The organism is Acidobacteriota bacterium (assembly GCA_003696075.1).
Lineage (GTDB): Bacteria > Acidobacteriota > Polarisedimenticolia > J045 > J045 > J045.
Genome location: RFHH01000034.1, coordinates 12,670 through 28,247, shown reverse-complemented (window position 1 = coordinate 28,247; position 15,578 = coordinate 12,670). Strand labels below are relative to the sequence as shown.

The 15,578-nt window shown below is 69.8% G+C and carries 15 protein-coding genes; 9 read left to right on the top strand and 6 right to left on the bottom strand.

Annotation, left to right across the window (positions count from 1 at the left end; genetic code table 11):
* On the bottom strand, positions 1-623 hold a 623-nt coding region (locus D6718_02190), incomplete at its 3' end, for a hypothetical protein (GenBank protein RMG48278.1).
* A gap of 652 nt (positions 624-1,275) precedes the next feature.
* Between D6718_02190 and D6718_02185 the strand changes: the two genes are divergently transcribed.
* The 3 genes from D6718_02185 to gap all read left to right on the top strand — a co-directional run bounded on the left by D6718_02185 (position 1,276) and on the right by gap (position 6,137).
* Positions 1,276-3,969: a hypothetical protein gene (locus tag D6718_02185; GenBank protein ID RMG48277.1), complete on the top strand. Its 2,694-nt coding sequence runs from the start codon at positions 1,276-1,278 to the stop codon at positions 3,967-3,969.
* A gap of 138 nt (positions 3,970-4,107) precedes the next feature.
* Positions 4,108-5,133, top strand: coding sequence for a type I glyceraldehyde-3-phosphate dehydrogenase (locus D6718_02180; GenBank protein ID RMG48276.1), 1,026 nt, complete (start codon positions 4,108-4,110; stop codon positions 5,131-5,133).
* Positions 5,130-6,137 carry a type I glyceraldehyde-3-phosphate dehydrogenase gene (gap, locus tag D6718_02175; protein ID RMG48275.1) on the top strand — a complete coding sequence of 336 codons (1,008 nt, stop codon included), beginning with the start codon at positions 5,130-5,132 and terminating at the stop codon, positions 6,135-6,137. The genes D6718_02180 and gap overlap by 4 nt, the downstream gene beginning before the upstream one ends.
* 30 nt (positions 6,138-6,167) lie before the next feature.
* Here gap and D6718_02170 read toward each other — a convergent pair whose 3' ends face one another.
* Positions 6,168-7,325: an aminotransferase class I/II-fold pyridoxal phosphate-dependent enzyme gene (locus tag D6718_02170; GenBank protein RMG48274.1), complete on the bottom strand. Its 1,158-nt coding sequence runs from the start codon at positions 7,323-7,325 to the stop codon at positions 6,168-6,170.
* 357 nt (positions 7,326-7,682) lie between these two features.
* Between D6718_02170 and D6718_02165 the strand changes: the two genes are divergently transcribed.
* From D6718_02165 to D6718_02145, 5 genes are all read left to right on the top strand, one after another.
* On the top strand, positions 7,683-8,513 hold the full coding sequence (locus D6718_02165; GenBank protein RMG48273.1) for an ADP-ribosylglycohydrolase family protein: 831 nt from the start codon (positions 7,683-7,685) through the stop codon (positions 8,511-8,513).
* A gap of 365 nt (positions 8,514-8,878) precedes the next feature.
* A complete protein-coding gene (locus D6718_02160) occupies positions 8,879-9,571 on the top strand; it encodes a hypothetical protein (GenBank protein ID RMG48272.1) in 693 nt (230 codons plus the stop codon).
* Positions 9,572-9,682: 111 nt separating this feature from the next.
* The gene (locus tag D6718_02155; protein ID RMG48271.1) at positions 9,683-10,330 is read left to right on the top strand and encodes a LuxR family transcriptional regulator; all 648 of its coding nucleotides are present in this window, start codon (positions 9,683-9,685) and stop codon (positions 10,328-10,330) included.
* Positions 10,299-11,669 carry a hypothetical protein gene (locus tag D6718_02150; GenBank protein RMG48270.1) on the top strand — a complete coding sequence of 457 codons (1,371 nt, stop codon included), beginning with the start codon at positions 10,299-10,301 and terminating at the stop codon, positions 11,667-11,669. The genes D6718_02155 and D6718_02150 overlap by 32 nt, the downstream gene beginning before the upstream one ends.
* A gap of 203 nt (positions 11,670-11,872) precedes the next feature.
* Entirely contained in the window at positions 11,873-12,436 is a 564-nt protein-coding gene (locus D6718_02145; protein RMG48269.1) for an isoprenylcysteine carboxylmethyltransferase family protein, read from the top strand.
* 120 nt (positions 12,437-12,556) lie between these two features.
* Here D6718_02145 and D6718_02140 read toward each other — a convergent pair whose 3' ends face one another.
* On the bottom strand, positions 12,557-13,075 hold the full coding sequence (locus D6718_02140) for a hypothetical protein (GenBank protein RMG48268.1): 519 nt from the start codon (positions 13,073-13,075) through the stop codon (positions 12,557-12,559).
* Positions 13,076-13,288: 213 nt separating this feature from the next.
* On the opposite strand from D6718_02140, the gene D6718_02135 reads away from it, so the two are divergent.
* Positions 13,289-13,699: a hypothetical protein gene (locus D6718_02135; GenBank protein ID RMG48267.1), complete on the top strand. Its 411-nt coding sequence runs from the start codon at positions 13,289-13,291 to the stop codon at positions 13,697-13,699.
* A gap of 6 nt (positions 13,700-13,705) precedes the next feature.
* On the opposite strand, the gene D6718_02130 is transcribed toward D6718_02135, so the two are convergent.
* The 3 genes from D6718_02130 to D6718_02120 form a co-directional block, all read right to left on the bottom strand.
* Positions 13,706-13,921, bottom strand: a complete 216-nt coding sequence (locus tag D6718_02130; GenBank protein RMG48266.1) for a hypothetical protein — start codon at positions 13,919-13,921, stop codon at positions 13,706-13,708.
* A gap of 84 nt (positions 13,922-14,005) precedes the next feature.
* Positions 14,006-14,254 (bottom strand): peroxidase, encoded by a 249-nt coding sequence (locus D6718_02125; protein RMG48265.1) that lies wholly within the window; start codon positions 14,252-14,254, stop codon positions 14,006-14,008.
* 28 nt (positions 14,255-14,282) lie between these two features.
* Positions 14,283-15,455 (bottom strand): tetratricopeptide repeat protein, encoded by a 1,173-nt coding sequence (locus D6718_02120; protein ID RMG48264.1) that lies wholly within the window; start codon positions 15,453-15,455, stop codon positions 14,283-14,285.
* Positions 15,456-15,578: the final 123 nt, after the last annotated feature.

Sequence of the window (15,578 nt, the reverse complement as noted above, 5' to 3'; positions counted from 1 at the left end):
GCCCCGACGCCGCAGGTGGTGGTGAAGGAGTCGACGGTGCCGTCGCAGTCGTTGTCGACGTTGTCGCAGATTTCCTCGGAGGGTGTGCCTGGCTGGCAGGAGTCGACGCCGTTGGTGCAGGTGCCGGTGGCGGCGCAGGCTCCGACGCCGCAGGTGGTGGTGAAGGAGTCGACGGTGCCGTCGCAGTCGTTGTCGATATTGTCACACTGCTCGGTGGCCCCGGGATGCGCGGCAGGATCGGAGTCGGCGCAGTCCGCCGGCAACCCGTCGCTGTCGCCCGCCTGATCCGGGCTGCACACGTCGTACCCGTCCCCGTCGTTGTCCGGGTGGTCCTCGGTCATCCCCAGGCAGTTCTGGTTCACGCCGTCGCACAGGACTTCCGTGGCTCCGGGGTGGACGGCGTTGTCGAAATCGTCACAGTCGCCGCAACTCAGCTCGCCGGGATCGCAAACCCCATCACACACGACATACCCGTCTCCATCCTGGTCCAGACACGGCGGTCCCTGCGCCATCGCTGCCGGCACGATCAGAAGGATCGAACCGGCCGCAATGGCGAGACCGAGGGCCCGAATCCAGAAGACCGGGAACCGGCTGTCTGCTGACCTGCTCATGTGGTGGCTCATACGCGTTCCCTCTTCGCTTGCCGAACGAGATGGGGTGCTGCGGACCGCGTCCATCGGCCCCCCGGAGGTCGGGCGGCCGAGCGCGGAGGACGGACCGGCCATGGCGCCAGTGGTCGCCGTCGGGCGGTTCGTTGCGGTCTCATCGAACTCCCCACACCCCGGAAACCGATTCGCACTCGCGCCTATCTCTCCCGAAGCGAGCAGCCGGGATCAATAGGGCAAATGCCCCAATCGCAGCCCGGCCAGCGGTGCCGGCCGCCTCGTCCGGACGCGCGGGCCGCCGTTCGGCGTGCGAACGAGGGCGGCCGGATCCGGTCCGGGCCGCGGGGCGTCGCTCGGCGGTCGGGGTCCAGAGGGCCGCTCTCCGGGCTCCCGACGGCGAGGGTCGGGCCGGAAAGCGGGCCGAGGGTCGCCGCTCCCGACGGCGGCGGGATTCCCCGCGGAGCCGTTCCCGTTCCAGCTCCCCGGAAGGCATGCGGTGTCCGGATCCGGACGCCTCGGGAATGGCGGGCGTCGGCGAACTGGCTGATTTGCAAGCAGTTGTATGCCGAGCGGTGCTCCCGGGGGCCACCGCGCGGCGGTTGTGGCGCTCCTCGTCTCGCCGTACTAGAAGGAGCCGCCCGCCATCCACCGGCGGTTCCAGGAGATCTCCGTGTCCGCAAAGTCCCCCATCGCCGCGATCCTCTTTCTGCTGTCAGTCGCCTCACCCACCCTCGCCGGCGATCCTCCGCAGGATCTCGACGACCACACCGCGCCCCCGGCGGAGTGGGTCCGTCGCACCGAACCCGGTCTTCCGGGGATGCTCGCCGCGACCCCGACCCCGAAGGGGCTTCTGTACAAGCGCTGGACGCCGATCGCTCCGGAGGAGTGGAGCACGCCGGACCCGACCTACCGCTGGCTCCTGACCCAGATCGATGCCGGCGTCGCCGACGCCCGCGTCATGCGGATGCACTACTGGCTCAAGCAGCGCCTCACCCCGTTCGACAGGCCGATCCCCGACGGCTGGCGACAGCGGGCTCTGTCCCGGCTTCTCTCGGCGCGCGGCCCCTCGCAGCCGGCCACGGCGGCGGGTCAGATTCCCGCCATCGGGCGCTGGATTCCCGTGGGGCCGACCACGATTCCCGGCCGGGTCACCGGGCTTTCGTACGTCCCCGGGCGCCCCGGCTGGATCCTCGCGGGCATGGCTGACGGCGGCGTCTTCCTCTCCCGGGACCATGGCGGCAGCTGGGAGCCGCTCACCCAGCGGGAGGCGACACAGGCGACGGGGGCCGTCGCCGCCGATCCCCACGATCCCTCTCTTTTCTTCTGGGCCACGGGGGAGGGGAACGGAGCCATCGACAACTACGGCGGTATCGGCGTGCTCCGCAGCGAGGATGCCGGCCGGACCTGGACGGCGTCAGATGCGTTTTCCAGCGTTTTCCGCTGCCTCCACCCCGATCCGGCGGTGCGCGACCGCATCTGGGCGTGCGGCCAGTACGGCCTCTACCGCTCCGACGATTCGGCGCGGACGTGGGTCCAGGTCGGCGGCGGGCTGCCGACCGATACCGGGGCGACGAACGTGATCTTCCGTCCCGACGACCCGTCGGTCATGTTCGCCGGCATGTGGAACCGGGGTGTCTGGAAATCGACGGACGGGGGAGCGAACTGGACCCAAGTCGGCGGCGGACTCCCCTCGGACCTGGCGCGGATGGATCTCGCCCTTTGTGAGCGAAATCCGGACATCATGGTGGTGGCTTCCGGCCTCAACGGCGGCGATCTGTGGAAGTCCACCGATGGGGGTGCGACGTGGTCCGAGGTGGCCTCGGCACCGGACCACTGCGGTGGACAGTGCTGGTACGACAACGTGGTGGCGATCGCCCCCGACGATTGCGACACGATCTATCTCCACGGCGTCGGTATCCACATTTCGCGTGACGGCGGGCAGACATGGGAAGGAACGAGCAGCGGGGTTCACGTGGATCATCACGCCATCCTCGTCGCACCGGGCGGCGAGGTCATCGCGGGAAGCGACGGCGGCGTTTTTCTCTCCACCGACTACGGCCGGACCTACACTCGGATCAGTGACGGACTGCCGACCACACAGTACTACGGTGGGTGTGGCAACGATGCACTGGCCGGATGGCTGGGCGGCGGCACGCAGGACAACGGATCGCACCGATACCGCGACACCGACGGCTGGCGGCAGGTTCTCGGCGGAGACGGCGGGATGTGCGCCGCATCGGGCGACAAGATTCTCATGGAGTACCAGAACACCAACCTCCAGCGCTCGCTGAACGGAGGAAACGGTTTCCAGGATGCGAACACCGGGATCCGAAGCCAGGATCCCCGCGCATGGGTCGGCATCATCGAGAAGGATCCCCAGGACGCCAATACCCTCTACGTCGGCACCAACCGCGTCTACCGGACGAAGGACTTCCACGACACGCCCTGGGAGGAGATCCTCGGGCCGGTCTTCCTCAGCCGCATGGTGAGCGCCCTGGCGGTGTCTCCCGCGGATCGGAACGTGCTTTGGGTGGGATACGAGGCGGGCGGCCTGTTCCGCAGCGAGAATGCCCTCGCTCCGACTCCCTCCTTCACCGATATCCGCGGCGGGCAGCCGATCCGCACCATCCGGCGCATCGTTCCCCATCCGAGCGACCCGGCGGCGGCCTGGATCATCTACTCGGGCTTCGGCTACCCGAAGATCACGTACACGCCGGATGCAGGCTCCACTTACACCGACGTGACCGGCGACCTTCCTGACGTTCCCGTGAACGACCTCGTCGTGGATCCCGGCGACGTGAACGTGCTGGTTGCCGCAACCGATCTAGGCATCTACCGCTCGGACGACGGTGGCGCCACCTGGTACGGTTTCTCGGACGGTCTGCCGACGGCTGCCGTGGTCGAGCTCTTCCGCCACCCCAACGACGGGGTCCTCACCGCCGCTACCCACGGGCGCAGCATGTTCCGCTTCCGAGCGGCGGCGGCGGGACCGATCGACGTCCCCGATGGGCGGACCGTCCCGGGACGGGAGCTCGTCGCCGAGCGCACCGCCGGCGGCGAGCTGTGGGTTCGTTTCGACACCGAAACCTGCACCGCAGAGCGCTACCACCTCTTCTGGGGGGACCTGGGAGCGGTCTCGTCCGGAGCCTACTCCGGCGCGGTCTGCGACCTCGATCGCGGGGGCGAGCAGGTGGTGCCGATGCCGGGCGCACCGGGCCAGAGCGTGTTCTTCCTCGTCGCATCGGCGACAGCGGCCGGCGAGGAGGGGCCCCACGGCTACGACTGGCAGGGAGCCGAACGCCCGCACCGCGGGGTCGGCTACTGCGGCGTGACCGTGCACCAGGCCCCGGTCGCCTGCCCCTGAGCCCGCCCCCGGGGCGGACGGCCCGCCGGGGCCGGCGCCGGGGGAGTCCACCCGGCAGGCGGCTTGCTTGCCGGGCTGCGGTTGCTAGATTCTCGCCATGCGGGCCGTGTGGGCCGGCCCGGGAGGCGTCGTCGGGCGATGAAGAGCATCGGCATCGGCTTGATGGGCTTTGGTCGGATCGGCCGCAATCTGTTCCGGATTCTCCATCAGAGAACCGATCTTCAGATCCGTGCGATCAGCGACATCGCCGACCACCGGGGGCTCGAGTACCTCCTGCGGTTCGATACTCTTTTGGGCCGTTTCCCGGGCGAGGTGAGCATCAGGGACGGGAGGCTGTACGCTGCCGGGCGTCGCATCGCGATGCTCTCGGCCGAGAACCCGGGCGATGTCGACTGGCGCGAGTTCGGCGTCGATATCGTCGTCGAAGCGACGGGCCGCACGCGCCGCCGGCGTGAGTTCGAGCGCCATTTCGAAGCGGGGGCCAAGCGCGTCGTCCTTTGTTCGCCGCCGGCGGATCCGCCGGACATCACGGTCGTCCGTGGCGTCAACGACGACGCCCTGTCACCGGAGCATCGGCTGATCTCGAACTCCTCGTGCACCGCCCATTGCATCGCTCCGGTGATCAAGATCCTCCACGAGGCGTTCGGTATCGAGCGGGCGTTCCTGACCACCGTGCACGCCTACACGAACCAGCTCCGTCTCGCCGACGTCCCGGTGGCCGACAAGCGTCGCGGCCGGGCCGCCGCCGAGAACATCATCCCGCAGGAGACCAATGCCGCGGAGATCGTCATGGAGCTGATCCCCGATCTTCGCGGGCGAATCACCGGCAAGGCGATGAACGTGCCGGTGCCCGACGGCTCGGTCGTCGATCTCGTTTGCTGGCACCGGGAGAAGATCGACCGCACCGACATCAACGAGGTGGTGCGCACCGCCGCCAGCACCGAGCGCTACCGCGAGGTGCTCGAGTTTTCGGAGGACCCGATCGTCTCGAGCGACATCGTACGCAGCTCGTACTCGGGAACCTTCGACTCCCTCGCCACGATGACCCTCGGGGATCGGGTGTCGAAGACCCTGTGCTGGTTCGACAACGGATGGGGCTACGCGCACCGGGTGGCCGACCTTCTGGAGAGGCTGGCCGCGTTCGAGCGGGAGGAAGCGCGATGAGCGTCAGGATCGGCATCAACGGTTTCGGGCGCATCGGCCGGAGCGTGTTCCGCATCCTCTCGTCCCGCGAGGACCTGCAGGTCGTCGCGGTGAACGATCTCTACGACAACGAGCAGCTCGCCTACCTCCTCCAATACGACACGGTCATGGGACGCTTCTGGAAGAGCGTCACCGTCGACGAGAATTCGATGTACGTGGATGGCCGGAAGGTGGCGATGACGGCTGTCAGGGACCCGGCCGAAATCCCGTGGGGTGACCTCGGTGTGGACGTCGTGATCGAGTCCACGGGGGTGTTCCGCACCCGGGAGCCGCTGGAGCGCCACCTCGCGTCCGGTGCCAAGAAAGTCATCCTGACGGTCCCGCCGAAGGAGCCGATCGACGCCATGGTCGTGATCGGCGTCAACGAGGGCGATCTCCGGCCGGAGCACCGGCTGATCTCCAACGCCTCGTGCACGACGAACTGCCTCGCGCCGATCGCCAAGATCCTCGACGAGGCGTTCGGCATCGAAGAGGGTTTTGTCACGACGGTCCACGCGTACACGAACGATCAAAGACTCGCGGACGTGCCGCACCGCGACCTCAGGCGCAGCCGCGCGGCTGCCGAGAACATCATCCCCACCACGACCGGAGCGGCTAAGGCGGTCGGGAAGGTGTTGCCGCAGCTTGCCGGCAAACTGGACGGGATGGCGATGCGTGTGCCGGTGCCCGACGGCTCGATCGTCGACCTCGTGTGCCGAGTCCGGAAAGCTCCCTCGGTCGAGGAAGTGAACGCTGCGGTGCGCGAGGCGGCTGCGGGTCCCCTGCGCGAGATCGTCGAGTACAGCGAGGTACCGCTCGTTTCCTCGGATATCATCGGTAACCCCCACTCGTCGATCTTCGACGCACTGTCGACGCGCGTCGGCGGCGACGGCTTCGTGAACGTCTTGAGCTGGTACGACAACGAGTGGGGCTACTCGAACCGGGTGGTCGACCTCCTGTCGCTCATCGCCCGCGACATTTCCTGATCTCAAGAGGGAGGCGGCGGGCGCAGGCGGTCAGGCGCCGGCGAGGGCCTGGCGGAAGTCGCCGACGAGGTCGTCCGCCGCCTCGATCCCGACCGAAACCCGGACCAGCCCGTCGCCGATTCCCATGGCGGTGCGTTCGGCGGGGGTGAGTCCGAGATGGGAGGTTTCCGCCGGGCGGGTGATGAGCGTGGCCAGTCCGCCGAGGCTCGGACCCTTCACCGGGATCCGGGTTCGGGCGATGACGCGGCGCGCACGCTCGGCGGTACCGAGGTCGAAGGAGAGGACTCCGCCGAAGCCGCGGAAATACCGCCGCGCCCGCTCGTGGTGCGGCGAGGAGACCAAACCCGGATAGTGCACGGTGCCGACCCCGGGGTGATCGTCGAGGAACTCGGCCAGTGTCGAGGCGTTCGCGTTCTTCTGTCGGACCCGCAGGGCGAGCGTCTTGAGACCGCGGTCGAGAAGGAAGCACCCGAGCGGATCGAGACAGCCGCCGAGATGGGCGAGCCGCCGGCGGATTCTCGCGACGATCTCGCGGGGACCCGCCACAACGCCGCAGACCAGATCGTCATGGCCGGCGAGGTACTTCGTGCCGCTGTGAATCACGACGTCGTAGCCTACTTCGGTGGCGCGGAAATTGCCGGGAGGGGCGAAGGTGGCGTCGATCACCGAAACGAGGCCGTGGCGCCGAGCGAAATCGACGATCGCCTCGTGCTCGGCCACTTCGAGGAGGGGGTTGGTCATCGCCTCGCTGTAGACCACCCGTGTGGACGGCTTGAGTGCACGGTCCCATTCCTCGGGGTGGACCGGATCGAACAGATCGCACCCCAGGCCGAGCGACGGAAACTCGCGCATGAGGAACGTGTACGTTCCCCCGTAGAGCGTCCGCTGGGCGAGCACGCGGCCTCCGGGCGCCGCCAGCTCGATCAGGGTGGCGCTGATCGCGGCCATTCCGCTCGCGGTGACGAGGGCATCCTCGGTTCCCTCGATCAGGGAGAGCTTCCGCTGCAAGGCAAGATGATTCGGCGTGTTGTTCAGGCGAGGATACGCGATTTCCTCGTAACTTGTGGCGCCGCGATGCTCGAAAACGGTCGACTGGAAGATGGGCATGACCGCGGCACCTTCCACACGCGGTTCCGGGTCGTCTCCGTGAACGAGGATCGTTTCCAACCGCATTCGCTCCGCATCCATCGTCGGCCCTCCGTCCGGCGTTGCGGCCGGTCCGATCCTAACCCGGTTCCCCGCGATTGCGGAGCCGCGCCCGCGGTCGGCACTCGTCGTGGGGGCCACCGGGTCGACTTCGCCGGTGGAACTCGTTCCTTTTCCCGGGTGGCGGCGCGGACCGGGATCGTCGCCCCGGCTTCCCGAACCGGCGGCACCGGCGCCTTCGCTGGCGGGACGTTTTGCGGCGAAGCCCCGCGTTCCGGCCGGAGCGTACGGGCCGGAGAGCGGTCCGAGGCGATCCAGCGTGCGGCTCTCGTGCTCGCTCGTGGTTGAATGGATCGGCGCTCAGGCGGCCGGTTGCCGGCCGCGCGGGATTCGGGGTCAATGCTCGGAGTCATCGCAGGAGACATCATCGGATCTCCCTACGAGGGCGGGCACGCGCCGGCGCGAGGGTTTCCCCTCTTCCCGCCGGAAGCCCGCTTCACCGACGACACGGTGCTCGCGGTGGCGGTGGCGTGGGCGATCCTGGAGGGGCGGGACTACGGAGAGGCGCTGCGGCTGTGGGGGCGGCGGTATCCGCACGCCGGCTACGGCTCGGCCTTCCTGTCGTGGCTCTCCGCGGAGGATCCCCGCCCCTATGGAAGCTTCGGCGACGGGTCGGCGATGCGGGTGGCGCCGGTGGGCTGGGCCGGCTGCGACCTCGACGAGGTGATCGACGAGGCCGGCCGTTCCGCGGCGCCGACTCACGATCATCCGGAGGGGATCCGCGGCGCTCAGGCGACGGCCGGGGCTCTGTTTCTCGCCCGCACCGGACACAACAAGGCGGAGGTGCGCGCGTTCCTCGAGCAGCGGTTCGGCTACGACCTTTCGGCCAGCCTCGAGGAGGTCCGGGCCCGGGGAGCCATCCGGCCGATCTGCCGCGAGGCCGTCCCGGCGGCGGCCATCTGCTTTCTCGACGCCCGCGACTTCGAGGACGCCGTTCGCAAGGCGGTCTCGCTCGGAGGAGACACCGACACCGTCGCCGCCATCGCCGGCGCACTGGCGGAGGCCTTCCATGGGGGCGTGCCGGCTCCGATCCAGCGGGAGAGTCTCGCGCGCCTGCCCCATCCGTTGCGGGAAACAGCGGTCCGGTTCGCCCGGCGGTTCGGGGTGCCGCTCTCCCTGGAGCGAGCCGAGAAGGGCACGGACCGGGACGGTACGGGTCCGAGGGCCTGATTTCGCTCGTCCCGGGGCTCTCGGCCACCCATCCGACCGGATCGGCGAGGCGGGCGTTCGCGGGCGCGCGATCCCCCGCGGCGGCCGGAGCGCTCCTCGGGAAAGAAGCGCGGCGCCGGCCGCGCACTTCTGCGATCCCCGGAAGGCGCGCGGAATCCGCGCGCTCGCTCCGAAGGTCCCGGCATCCGGGTCCGGGGTACCGGTGCCCAGCCTCCGGCCGGTGCTCCCATGCCTCATGGCCCCGGAGGACGGCTAAGCCGTGTTAGCCTCGAGGTGCCGCGAAGGCCGGTCGGGAACGGATCGATCGGCCGGGGCGCGCCGGGTCTTCGGGCGCGGCCGCCGCGGCCGGCGGGGGTGTCGGATCGATGCCGGAAGGAAGGTCGGCGCTTTTCTACGTCATGATCGGATGCCTGTCCGTCCTGCTCCTCGGGGCGACTTGCGTCGGGGGGTGCATCGTCCTGACCGTTCGCTTCGCCCGGCAGGTGGAGCGCACCCAGGTGAACCCGGACGCCAGAACGGCGAAGGCGCTCGAGATTCTCGGTGCGGAACGCCTGCCCGAGGGTTACCGGGCGGTGGCAGCGCTCGAGATTCCCTTCTTCGCGAGGATGGCGATCATTTCCACCGGCGAAGCCGGTGACGAGTCCCGACCGGAACTGGGAGATCGCGGCCTGATCTACTTGGATCTGATCCACATGGGCGGCAACGAAGAAGATCTGCGCGACTTCTTCGAGGGTCGCACCGACGACCCCGAGGCGCTCCGGCGCGGCGGGGTGCACATCGACGTCCAGGAGATCATCCGCCGGGGAGTCATCCGGGCCGGTGGTGCCGAGATTCTCTACGTCGCCGAGCGCGGCAGTATCTCCACCCAAGGACATCGAGCCAGCGGCGTTACCGCCGTTTGCCTGGTGCAGTGCCCGCAGGATCACCGGCGCCGTGTCGCGATGTGGTACGCCTCGGAATCCGAAGCGTCCGGCAAGGACGGCCTCGAGGGCACGCCGGCGGACGAGGAGGCCCTGGTCGCCTTCCTGAACCGCTTCCGCTTCTGCGGCCAGCGCTGAGGGGGCCCGGCCGCTCCCCGGAGGCGGGGGTCTTGCGCCCGCCCACCGATCCTGCTAGTAGTGGCGCCGAGCTTGTGCACGACGGACCGGAGAAAGGCGCCGTGACAAGCTATGGGCATCCGCTTCGACCTGCTTCACCCCTCCGGCGAAGCCGCGTTCGCCATCGGGGGGGACAAGTGTGTCCGCGATCTGAATCAGCGAGCCGCTGAACTTCTCGGCTGCAGCCGATCGGGAGCCGCAGGGACGCCCTGCTGGCAGGTGGCGCGGCTCACCGAGCCGACCGGGGCACCGCTGTGCCGGCCCGATTGCCCGATCTGGGACGAGCTGGAACGGGGCCGGCTCCGCACGCGGCGGCGCGTGCTGATCCCGGCGGCCGACGCGCCGGCGGTGGCGGCGGACCTGATCAGCGTGGCAGCAGCTCCCGCCAACGGCTCGAGGATCGAGCTGCTGCACCTGCTGCTGCCGGTCTCGCCTGTCCGGGTCGGGAGCGACGGCATCGGGCGGCGCTGGCCGCGCATGAAACTCGCCTCCGAGGACAAGGGCGGCGACCCTGGCGGCGCCGCTCGGCCTCTCTCGGTGCTGTCGCGGAGGGAGCGCGAGATCCTCGGACTGCTCGCGCTCGGCCGGTCGACGGAGCAGATCGCCGATCAACTGTTCATCAGCCCCCGTACCGTGCGCAACCACGTGAACAGCACTCTCAAGAAGCTGCGCGTGCACAGGAGGATCGATGCGATCCTCGCCTATCTCGAGCCTCGGTGAGATCTGCCGGAGGGCCGGCCGCACGATTCGGCGGTGCTTGCCCCTGTTGTGGCTGGCGGCGGTTCTCGCCGCGCAGCCGGCGGCGGCCGGTGAACCCTGCGGCGCGATCGTCTGCAACGTGACGGACAGCGGGTTCGTCGTCGCCTGGACGACCGACCCCCCCGTCGAGGGACACGTGCGCTACGGGACCGATCCGGCGCTCCTCGACCGCACGGCTTGCGATGTGCGGGACGGTGGACCCCCGTGCTCGCTGATCTCCGGAACGCACTACGTGGAGCTTGCGCATCTATCGCCGGAGACGACGTACTACGTCCAGCGCATGGAGAACGGCGATCCCGCCGGGCCGACCTGCGCGGTGACCACCGGGCCCGCTCTCGCCCCGGGACTTCCCGAGACTCGCTACGGGCAGGTCTTCGAACCGGACGGTGGAACGTTCGCCACCGGCTCGTTCGTGACCTACGAGATCCGCCGCGGCGTGGGAAGATCGGCACTCGCCTGCGATCTGATCGCGAGCGTGGCGGATCAAGGGTATTGGTCGCTCGATCGAAACAACGTGCGCACGCGCGATCTTTCCCGCAGCTTCGGCGGCCGCAGCGGCGACTGGGAGAGACATCGCGCCTACGGCGAGGGCGCCCGGTGCGCCGCCCAGATCGTTCCTTACGAAGCGCCGAACCCGGCGCCGTCCATGCTGCTCGGCTCCTGCCCGTGCGATCCGGTCCCGGTGCGTCACCCCTTCGTGACGACTCGGACGCTGAACAAGGAGTCCCTGGGCACGCACCTCGACGTGCGGGTCGACCTCGGCCCCGACTACCGGCCCTCCGACATCGACCCGCGGTTCCCGATCGCCCTGACCGTCGGCGATGGGGACCCCATTCCGGACGAATCGCGGGAGATTCGCGACGGGGTGATGGTCGTTCACTATCCGAGGCAGGTGGTCCAGGACGCCGCCCCATTGGGTGAGGACGTTCCGTTCCGGATCGAAGGGCTCCTCGTCGACGGGTGCGATTTCGCAGGCACGGAAGGCGTTCGGGTGATCGACGAGGGCAAGCCTCATGAGAACGCCTGGTCGGAGGCCGATCCGTCGACGATCCTCGACGACGCCGAGCGCGGCGACGTGAACCGGCTCGGCGAGGGTGGGGACGGGGACCTCGGCCCCACCGTCTGCCTGCCGGACTATCTTTCCAACTATTCGTTCACGATCGACTCCGATCCCGATACGCCGGGAGCCGGCTCGGCGTTCTTCTACCTGTACCGGTTCTGCGGTGGAACCCCGGTCTGCAGTCTGGGGCAGACGTCCTCCGGACACGAGAGGAGGCCATCGTCGGGCGGCTGCCCCTGAGACGAGACCTCGGCTCGGGACGGCCTCGAAAGCGGCGGCCTTCCGTTGACCCTGGCGCGAGGGACCCACCGGCAGCCGGCCGGCAGCGAATCCACCGAGATACACGACAGCGGCGGCTGCCGAGCGGGGCTCATCTCACCGCGCCCCCGCGGGCCACCCGCCGTTCTTCCGTTCCCCTATGATGCGGGTGGAGAAACCCGACGATGGCACGCCTGTACGTTGCGCTGCTCGCCGCCTGGTGGGCCGGCGAGGCCTTGCTCGCTCTGTTTCGCCGCGCGGCCGCGGAGGAGTCGCGGGGGCGCGATCGCGGTTCGATGGCGATCCTCTTCGTCACCAACGTGATCTCCACGGTCGCTGCCGTCGCTCTCGGCGCGCGCCGGATCCTGCCGATCGGAGCGCCCCCCGCCGACCTGCTCGGCGCCGCCGTCCTTCTTCTGCTCTCCGGGGTCGGGATCCGTGTGTGGGCGATCCTCACCCTGGGAAGGCTGTTCACGATGAACGTCGCGATCCGCCGGGGGCACCGCATCGTCGCCCGCGGCCCCTACCGGGCCGTGCGCCATCCCTCCTACACCGGACTGCTCCTGGCCTTTACCTCGGTGGGGCTGGCCTTGCGGAGCTGGGCGTCGCTGCTGGTGCTGCTGGTCCCCGTTTCGGCCGCCACGCTCTACCGCATCCGTGTCGAGGAACGGGCGCTCGCCGACGCTTTCGGTGCCGCCTACGAGGAGTACGCGCGGGGGAGGTTCCGGCTGTTTCCGTTCTTGTACTGATCGCCACCGGCACCGGTCCGGAAAAAGTTGGGGCGGGCGCCGCGCTCGACCGCGACGCCCGCCCCGGTTGTGCGGGGGTCTGGAGGGTGGGGAGGAGGATCTCGTCGTCCGCGCGGGGCGTCACCAGGCCCACGGCGGGAACGGCCATGGGCGGAGGCGCCACCCGGAACGCGCCCCGGCGATCTCGCACGAGCCCGTCCGGCCGAATCTCCTCGCGGCGTATCGCACCTGCAGCGTCGATTCGAGCTCGGCGACCAGGTGTCTCACGCGGTCGAAACGGCGGGCGACATGGCCGGAGCGGTTGAACCGGAACAGCGCGTAGCCCGCCCGTTCGTACGCCGGGAGGAGCTCGAGGAACTCGTGGCGGAGGCGATCGATGCGGGCGGCTCGCCGAGCCTCGAGCCGGAACTCCCGCGTGGCACGCTTGAATTCCCAGAGCCGCTCGAGCACGATTTCGTCGGCGATCGCGCCGTGGCGCGCATAGCGCTCGGCGTCGTGCAGCAGCACGGCGGTCGCGCTGTCGAGCCGGTAGGCGAGGGACCGGGTCCGCCACGCCACCCGGTCGGCATGCCCGGCGAACGCCGCGGGGGCGGCGAGGACTGCAGCGATGCTGGTCAGGACGGCGGCGCGGATTCTCATGGTGGTGCGCTCCTTCGCTCGAGTGCTTTGCACAAGACATGCCACCGGATCATCCCCCGCCGTTTCAGGGGCTTGGAGCCGAGCGATTGCCGTCCGGCGGCCCTCGGTGTCGCCTCCGTGCGACACCGGCGTAGCCCGGGAAGGGCGCCGGCGATATCGCCGGAACGAAGCTGCGCCACAGCGTCCGGCGTGACCGGAGGAGGAGAAGAGGTGATGGCGAGATACTGGTTCGCGGCGGTGTCGATCGCGCTCGGCTGCGGATGCGTCGGCGCTCCGGTGGGGCCTGCGGCCCGGGTGCCGGCCAGCGGCCGCCCTCCCGCGCTCGTGGGTGATGCCGCCGGCGTGCTGGGCGGGTGCGCGGACTTCGAAAAAGACGAGAAGTTCCGCCGCGTTCGCTGCGAGATCACCTACGAGAACGGGACAGAGCGCACCCTCCAGGAGGTCGTGATCTGGTGCCGGGCGCTCGACGCCGACGGCTACCAGCGCGGCGTGGCCAAGGTCGTCCTCTCGGCCAACCAGCTCGGACCGATGGAGCCCGGCTGGAAGGTCCGCTGGCCCGTGTCCATCTCCACCGACCCCGCGGAGATCGTGTCGGTGGAGTGCCGCATGGCCTACGCGCGCTGACGCGGTTCAGTCGGAACTCCACTCCGGCTCGGGTTCGACGCCCAGCCCGTCCGCGATTCGATTGATGTAGTTGAAGTAGGCGGCCACCTGCACCGCGCTGTGGATCTCCTCGTCGCTCGCTCCCGCGGCGCGAAGGGCTTCCACGTCCTCCCGCCGGCACTTCGCGGGGGCGAGGGTGAGCTTCTTCGCATAGGCGAGCAGAGCCGCCTGCGCCGGGGTCAACGCCGGCGTGGGGTCGTCGGAGAGAAGCGCATCCAGCTTTTCGGGGGGAGCCTCGGCCCGGAGGTCCTCTGTGTGCGAGCGCGTTCAGTAGTGACACGCGTTCAGTCGCGACACGGTCACTGCGATCAGCTCGCGGAACCAGCGCGGCAGGGGCGAGTCGGACCTCACCGTCGTCTCTTCGTACAGGCGCATCGACGCATGCGCCACGCCGGGGTCGAGCGACATCACCCGCACGATGCCCGAGACCTTCCCGGCCCGCCGAGCCGCCGCCCGGTAGATCGCCGCGAGCCGCCCGCAGGCTTCACTTTCCCCGATCGTCCGGATCCACGCCATCGCCATCCTCCGTACGCGCCGGCCGGGTTCACGTTCGCTCCGGCCCCACCAGATCGCGCAGTGCCGCGGCCCACTCGCTGGTCGCATCGTGTGCGAGGTAGATGCGGGCGTGATGCCGCGCATCCTCGAGCCGCCCCGTGGCCGCCAGCGCGAGCGCAAGATTGTAGTGCGCGTCGGCGAAACCGGGGGCGAGATCGACCGCGCGGCGAGCGGCATGGACTGCGCGTTCCCAGAGCCCGAGCTCGCCCAGGACGCTGGCGAGGTTGTTCCATGCCTCGACGTAGTGAGGATCCCTTTCGAGAGCGTCGACGAAGCGGCGCCGTGCTTCGTCGTACCGCTCGAGCGCGAACAGCAGGTTTCCGAGGCGGAAGTAGGTCTCGGCGTCCGCCGCGCCCGCGAGGAGCGCCCGCTCGTAGGCCCGCACCGCTTCGGCGTAGCACTCCGCCTCCTCGAGGCCGGCCGCGCGCTCGAGCCACTCCTCCGGTCCCACCGCCGTTCGGGGAGCGGACGGACCGAACGGGAGCCGCAACTGGCCGGAGGGCTCGGCCAGGCCGCCGTCGCCGAGCCTCACCGCGAGGCGGCGATCGGCCTCGAGTCGGGCGAGGCGGGTGAGCGTGACCTCGGTCTCGGGGACCCAGCGGCGAAGGAGCTCGAGCGTGCGCCTGATGCGGGAGAGTGCGACGCCCGCGTCCAGGAGCCGGCGCAGCATTTGCGCCTCGGCCACCTGGCGGAAGTCGAAGAGGTGCAACCGGTGAACCGTCCGGACCGGCCGGATGATCCCGCGCCGCACCCATCCCCTGATCCGCGCACCTGGAACGCCGAGGATGCGGCTCAGCTGGGCCGTCGTGTACAGCCGCTGGGGGCCCGTCTCCTCGCGGCCGGCGAGGCCGAGGCGCTCGAGAAGCCGCTGCTCGCCGATGACCTCGAGCGGGAAACCGCGATCCTGGAACTCGCGAGCCCGCTCGAGCAGGCCGGCGAGCCGCCCGTCCTCCCGCAGCGGCAACCGGTCCCTTCCGACCACCAGCAGGTCGGTGCCCTCGGTGAGGCGCCCCACGCGCCCGCCCATCCGCCGCACCAACGCGGCGAACTGCCCGCGGGACATCGAGGCGAACCGCCCGCACAGGCAGACGTGCCGTCCTTCGAGCGGCAAGCGCCGGGGCTTCCGCGAGGACTCCCGCGCCTTGCCCGTCGTGGCGCCCATGCCGGGCCTCTCCGCCGGGCCGTCGCCCGTCGCGCCCCTTCGCGCGCCGGCAGCTTAGTCCGGCCCGAATTCGCGCTTCAACCACCCTCCGCACGGGCCTCCCTCCCGTGGGAGCGCACCCCG

Excerpts from the sequence above, each read along its gene's own strand:
- D6718_02180 (RMG48276.1), top strand. The coding sequence starts at position 4,108 with ATGAAGAGCATCGGCATCGGCTTGATGGGCTTTGGTCGGATCGGCCGC.
- gap (RMG48275.1), top strand. The coding sequence starts at position 5,130 with ATGAGCGTCAGGATCGGCATCAACGGTTTCGGGCGCATCGGCCGGAGC.
- D6718_02170 (RMG48274.1), bottom strand. The coding sequence starts at position 7,325 with ATGGATGCGGAGCGAATGCGGTTGGAAACGATCCTCGTTCACGGAGAC.
- D6718_02165 (RMG48273.1), top strand. The coding sequence starts at position 7,683 with ATGCTCGGAGTCATCGCAGGAGACATCATCGGATCTCCCTACGAGGGC.
- D6718_02160 (RMG48272.1), top strand. The coding sequence starts at position 8,879 with ATGCCGGAAGGAAGGTCGGCGCTTTTCTACGTCATGATCGGATGCCTG.
- D6718_02155 (RMG48271.1), top strand. The coding sequence starts at position 9,683 with ATGGGCATCCGCTTCGACCTGCTTCACCCCTCCGGCGAAGCCGCGTTC.
- D6718_02150 (RMG48270.1), top strand. The coding sequence starts at position 10,299 with ATGCGATCCTCGCCTATCTCGAGCCTCGGTGAGATCTGCCGGAGGGCC.
- D6718_02145 (RMG48269.1), top strand. The coding sequence starts at position 11,873 with ATGGCACGCCTGTACGTTGCGCTGCTCGCCGCCTGGTGGGCCGGCGAG.
- D6718_02140 (RMG48268.1), bottom strand. The coding sequence starts at position 13,075 with ATGAGAATCCGCGCCGCCGTCCTGACCAGCATCGCTGCAGTCCTCGCC.
- D6718_02135 (RMG48267.1), top strand. The coding sequence starts at position 13,289 with ATGGCGAGATACTGGTTCGCGGCGGTGTCGATCGCGCTCGGCTGCGGA.
- D6718_02125 (RMG48265.1), bottom strand. The coding sequence starts at position 14,254 with ATGGCGTGGATCCGGACGATCGGGGAAAGTGAAGCCTGCGGGCGGCTC.
- D6718_02120 (RMG48264.1), bottom strand. The coding sequence starts at position 15,455 with ATGGGCGCCACGACGGGCAAGGCGCGGGAGTCCTCGCGGAAGCCCCGG.